The organism is Herbaspirillum sp. B65 (genome assembly GCF_000333555.1).
In the GTDB taxonomy this organism is placed as follows: domain Bacteria; phylum Pseudomonadota; class Gammaproteobacteria; order Burkholderiales; family Burkholderiaceae_D; genus Herbaspirillum; species Herbaspirillum rubrisubalbicans.
In genome coordinates this window covers 1-5,339 of sequence record NZ_BADI01000574.1, presented here as the reverse complement: position 1 = coordinate 5,339, position 5,339 = coordinate 1, and the positions used below count along the sequence as shown (strand labels likewise).

The window sequence follows — 5,339 nt, the reverse complement described above, 5'->3', positions numbered from 1 at the left end:
CGCCGTTATCCGCGCGTGGAATTTCGCATCGAGGTCATGCAAAGCGCCGCCATCCTCGACACCCTGGCCAAGGGCAGCAGTGGCCTGGGCTTGTGCCTGTGTCGCAAGCCGGTGGAAAAGCTGGAGCGCCGGCTGTTTCTGCGGCATCGCTATGTGCTGGTGTGTGGCCGCCATCATCCCCTGTTCGCCCAGCGCAGCGTGAGCATGGCCGAGTTGCTGGTACAGAATTTCGTCTGCTTTGCCAGCGACCAGTTGGGCGACACCCTTTCCCCGCTGACCGTGTTTCGCGACCAGCAAGGCTTCACCGGCCACATTGCCGGCACCTCGCCGCATGTGGAAGAAATCCGGCGCATGGTGGTAGCCGGCGTGGGACTGAGCTTTTTGCCGGAACACCTGATCGGCCAGGATGTTGCCGATGGCCAGTTGAAGGTCCTGCCTCTGGACGGACCGGTGGCCGAGATCGACGTGTTCCTGACCTGGCATGGCCAGCGCAAGCTGTCGGCCCCGGAGCAGGCCTTCCTGGCCTCGTTCGAGCGGTTTTTGCAGCGGGTGCCGTTGGAGGCGAGGACGGTGTGAGCAGGCAATCCATGGGGATACTGACGCGGTTTCTTGATCGATTGCCCCTCGGCAAACATTTCCTGGCTGCACCCTAGGAAAAATTACCGCGCTTTGGCTCGACGATTTTGTTTATAATGATATTCATTCTCATTAAAGGCATCCCGCCCCTTCCTTCTTCTCGACGCCAGCCATGGAAGACCTGCATGTGGAACAGGTTGAAACGCTTTACCGCGACCATCACCGCTGGTTGCGTGGCTGGCTGCGCCACAAGCTAGGCTGTACTGAGCAGGCCGCTGACCTGGCGCATGACACCTTCCTGCGCCTGCTGTCCACACGCGATGTGCTGACGGCGCTCAACGAGCCGCGCGCCTATCTGCTCACCGCCGCCCGCAACCTGTTGATCGACCGTGCACGGCGGCATCGCATCCGCCAAAGCTATCTGGAGCAGCTGGAACGGCAGATTGAGGCTGCCCCCGAGCTACTCCATGCTCCTTCGCCCGAAACCATCTTGCAAGCCGTGCAAGCGATCGAAGCGCTGGGCCGAGCCTTGCTGGGCGTGCACGCCGAGGCCGCCCAGGCCTTCATCCTGCACTACGTGCAGGGGCAGCGGCAGGAAGAACTGGCGCAGCACTTCGGCGTTTCGCTGCGCAGCGTACAGGGTTGGCTGGCACAAGCGCTGGTCCATTGCCATCGTCAACTGGCGAGTTGAAAAGATGACAGAGAAGGCTTGCGCGCCCTCCGAGGAAATCACCATCGAGGCGGCACAATGGATCGTGCGCCTGAGTGCTGGCAACGCTGCCCAGCAACGGCAGGCCGCAGAAGAATTCGCCCGCTGGAAGAGTGAAAGTCGACAGCACGCCCAGGCGGCGCACGAACTGCATGGCGTACTGGAGCAGGTCAATAGCTTGCTCGATACCAGCAACGGCGATCCCACCGCCTTGTGCGCCGGCCTCAAGACGGCCATGACGCAGCCCCGTTTGCCGGACCGGATGCGCCGCGCGGTGGCGACACTGGCCCTCATCTGTGGCATCGGGCTGCCACTGTGGCTGACCTACCAAGCCTATCCGGCCGACTACCTGCTGGCCGATATGCGCACCGCAACCGGGGCCTGGGCAGCGCAGACCCTGGTGGACGGATCCCGCATCACGCTGGGCACCCGCAGTGCTGTCAACTTCCGCTTCGATGCACGGCACCGTACCGTCGAACTGGTCAAGGGCGAAATACTGGTGGAGGTGGCTCGCGACCGCGCACGTCCCTTCCTCATCCAGACCGCCGACGGCAGCATCGAGGCGCTGGGAACCCGCTTCCTGGTGCGCCGCGACGACAGCGGCACCGTCGTCAGTATGCTTGAATCGAAGGTCTCGATCCACGCTGCGGGCCAGCAGGCGCAAACGCCCGTTATCGTGGCGGCCGGGCAGCGCATCCGCCTGCACGGCGATACCGTGGGAGCGCCGGAGCCCATCGATGCGGCAGCGCTGGAACGCGCCTGGCGCAACCACCGACTGGTAGGCCGCCAGCGGCCCTTGACGGAGCTGCTCGATGAGCTCAACCGCTATCGACCCGGTCGCATCCTCTACGATCAGGCGCAGTTGAAGGGGCTGGAGATGACCGTGGTGCTGCCGCTGGACGATACCCAGCGTGCCCTGCAATTACTGGTGGACTGCGTCCCTGGCTTGCGGGTGCGACAGTTCACGCCCTATCTGACCTATATCGATTTGGTTCCTGCTCCCTGAACCTGCAGTAGCACTCTGTTTTTTTCAATTGCGCTGCGGGTTTCGTTTTCTGGTGCGTCATGCCTTGTGAAGTCCCCAAAAAACAGGGAAGACGCGCTGCACCGAGGCGCAGATCGCTTCCCCTGTGCATTGATCAACCAGGAACGGAGAGGAAAAAATCAGCATGAGCTTGTCCAAGCCCACCCGCATGTCCCCCATGTTGCACCAGCCCTTGATCATGAAACTCGCGCTGGCCCAGGCGCTCATGAGTACCACCGCACTGTATGCCCAGCCGGTGCAGCAACGTTTCGATATCCCGGGTGGCCCGCTGGAAGACGTGCTGACCCGCTTCGCCCAGGCCGCCGATGTGCCATTGGCCCTGCAAGCGGGCAAGTTGCAGGGCCTGCGCTCGCCGGGCTTGGCGGGCAGCTACAGTGTAGAAGCGGGCTTCAATGCCCTGCTGGCAGGCAGCGGCTACCGCATCGGCAAGACCGCCGCCGGCTATGTGTTGATGCCGGACACCGGCAGCGCAACGCCAACTGCAACGCCCCTTGCTTCGGCCCAAGGCAGCCTGCCCACCATCAATGTCAGCGCCAGCGCCGAGAGCTGGTCTGCACGCACGAGTAGCAGCACCACCAAGACCGATACCCCCCTCATCGAAGTACCGCAGTCGATCTCGGTGGTCACCGCTGAGCGCATCGCTGCATTGGGCGCGACCACCGCGCGCGATGCCCTGGGTTACACCCCAGGTGTCAACATTGCCCCTTACGGTGCCGACTCTCGCTATGACTGGATCAACCTGCGCGGCTTCGACGCCTACAGCCCCGGCTTCTACCTGGATGGCCTGCCGCTGCGCAATGCCAACAGCTTCGCGGTATGGCGTACCGAAAACTATGGTATCGACCAGATCGCTGTGCTGCGCGGACCAGCCTCGGTACTGTTTGGCCAGGCCGGCCCGGGAGGGGTGGTCAACGTGGTCAGCAAGCTGCCCAGCGCCGAGACGCAGCGCGAACTGCAGGTGCAGCTCGGATCGAATCAGCGACGCCAGGTCGGCGGCGACTTTGGCGGCGCGATGGATGCCGACGGCAAGCTGCTCTATCGTTTCATCGGCGTGATACGGGATGCCGAAATGCCGGCGGGCGGGATGAAGAATGACCGCATCTATCTTGCCCCGTCGCTGACCTGGAAGATCAGCCGCGATACCTCGCTGACCCTGCAAGCCTCGCTGCTGCGGGACAATGGCGGTGTCTATACCCGCACCAGACCGCTGGTGGGTTCACTGGTACCAACGCCCATCGGCACGACCATTCCCAGTGGCTTGTACACCGGCAATCCCAACTTCGACCATTTCAGTCAGAACCAGGAACTGCTGGGCTACCGCCTGGAACATCGCTTCGATGAGGCCGTGGTGTTTCGACAGAGCGCGCGCGTGGGCCACATGAGCGTGGACTATCACGCCCTGCAACAACCGAACTTCATCACCGTCGATGCGACCGTTCCCAACGATCCGGCCAACTTCCAGAGCCTCTCGCACAATCTGTTCGGCAGCCGCGAATCGGCCACCATGTTCAGCATCGACAATCAACTGCAGCTTGACTTCAGTACCGCAGGGATACGCCACACGATGTTGCTGGGGGTGGACTTCCAGCGCAGCCGCTTCGACGCCCTCAGCTTCAGCGGCGGCAGCGCCCCCCTGCTCAACATCGCCGCACCGACCTATCCGAATGGCCCCTTCGTCGTGCCGGCCCCCTACAACGACACCCGTGCCGTGCTGACCCAGACCGGCTTCTATCTGCAAGATCAAATCAAGTGGGACAACGGGGTGGAGCTGACTCTCGGTGGCCGCCATGACAGCGCCGACAACACGGTGGACAATCGCCTGGATGGCACCCGTACCAGCAGCACCGACCGCAAGTTCACCGCACGCGCGGCACTGCTCTACCGTGCGCCCAATGGCCTGGCACCCTATGTCAGCTATACCGAGTCGTTCAATCCGACCGCTACCGTCGATCCGCTGACCAATCTGCCCTTCGGGCCCGAGACCGGCAAGCAGACCGAAGTCGGCCTGCGCTACCAGCCATCTGGTACGCGCGATCTCTACAGCGCAGCGCTGTTCGACCTGAAGCGCCAGAACTACATCAGCTACGACGCCAACTTCATGCCGACTCAGAAAGGCGAAATATCGGTGCGCGGCCTGGAGCTGGAAGCCGTCACCGAGCCGCTGCCTTCGCTGCGTCTGACTGCTGCCTACAGCTACACCCCGCGCGCCGTGGTCACCAACAGCAGCCGTCCAGCCGAGATCGGCAAGCAGGCGACGGCCGTTCCCCTGCATCAGCTCTCGCTGTGGGGTGATCATCGCCTGCACAATGGCATCAGGCTGGGGCTGGGAGCACGCTATGTCAGCGCCACCAGCGGCAATGGTGGGGGGACGCCGGTCAAGGTGCCGGGATATACGCTGTTGGATGGCCTGGTCGGCTATGACCTCGCACACTGGAGCCTGGCCTTGAATTTGCGCAACCTCACCAACAAGACCTATCTGACCAATTGCGATACCGCTGCGGCCACGTGCTATTACGGAGACCAGCGCAGCATCCTGGCCACGGCCACCTATCATTGGTGAGGACCAGGGCCTGTTCACGAGGAACATCGGGACCAGGCACCTTGCGCTTTACAGCGCGTTTACACAAACCCCTGCAAATACAACCCGCTTTTTACGCCCCAACTCCTACATTGAGGTCTTCTCCACTACGGGCCGGCTCGCGCCGGCCCTGACCTCATGAGACCGATTGCCATCTTCCAGCATGAAGCCACGCAAGGCCCGGGTGTCTTGCTCGAACATCTGCAACAGCACGCCCTGCCCTATCACCTCTACCACCCTGCCGCCCAGGACGATGTACCACGCGACGCCAGCCAGTTCGCCGGCATCGTGGTGCTGGGCAGCGACCATAGCGTCAACGATGCGCTGCCCTGGATCGCAGCCGAGAAATCCTTGCTGGAAGATGCACTGGCGCGAGATGTGCCGGTGCTGGGACACTGCTTCGGCGCGCAACTACTGCGCGCGGATGGCGC

4 protein-coding genes and 1 pseudogene are annotated in these 5,339 nt (G+C 62.8%); all 5 read left to right on the top strand.

The window, feature by feature from the left end:
- Positions 1–576 (top strand): substrate-binding domain-containing protein (locus tag I5W_RS13880; RefSeq protein WP_044529663.1); only part of this gene is annotated, 576 nt, incomplete at its 5' end.
- Positions 577–748: 172 nt separating this feature from the next.
- Positions 749–1,267 (top strand): sigma-70 family RNA polymerase sigma factor, encoded by a 519-nt coding sequence (locus I5W_RS13875; RefSeq protein ID WP_017451221.1) that lies wholly within the window; start codon positions 749–751, stop codon positions 1,265–1,267.
- A 4-nt stretch (positions 1,268–1,271) separates the two neighbouring features.
- The gene (locus I5W_RS13870; RefSeq protein ID WP_044529662.1) at positions 1,272–2,291 is read left to right on the top strand and encodes a FecR family protein; all 1,020 of its coding nucleotides are present in this window, start codon (positions 1,272–1,274) and stop codon (positions 2,289–2,291) included.
- Between the two features lie 163 nt (positions 2,292–2,454).
- On the top strand, positions 2,455–4,890 hold the full coding sequence (locus I5W_RS13865; RefSeq protein WP_050010672.1) for a TonB-dependent siderophore receptor: 2,436 nt from the start codon (positions 2,455–2,457) through the stop codon (positions 4,888–4,890).
- A 156-nt stretch (positions 4,891–5,046) separates the two neighbouring features.
- Positions 5,047–5,339, top strand: a pseudogene (locus I5W_RS13860) (type 1 glutamine amidotransferase); the annotation flags it as partial.

Excerpts from the sequence above, each read along its gene's own strand:
- I5W_RS13875 (WP_017451221.1), top strand. The coding sequence starts at position 749 with ATGGAAGACCTGCATGTGGAACAGGTTGAAACGCTTTACCGCGACCAT.
- I5W_RS13870 (WP_044529662.1), top strand. The coding sequence starts at position 1,272 with ATGACAGAGAAGGCTTGCGCGCCCTCCGAGGAAATCACCATCGAGGCG.
- I5W_RS13865 (WP_050010672.1), top strand. The coding sequence starts at position 2,455 with ATGAGCTTGTCCAAGCCCACCCGCATGTCCCCCATGTTGCACCAGCCC.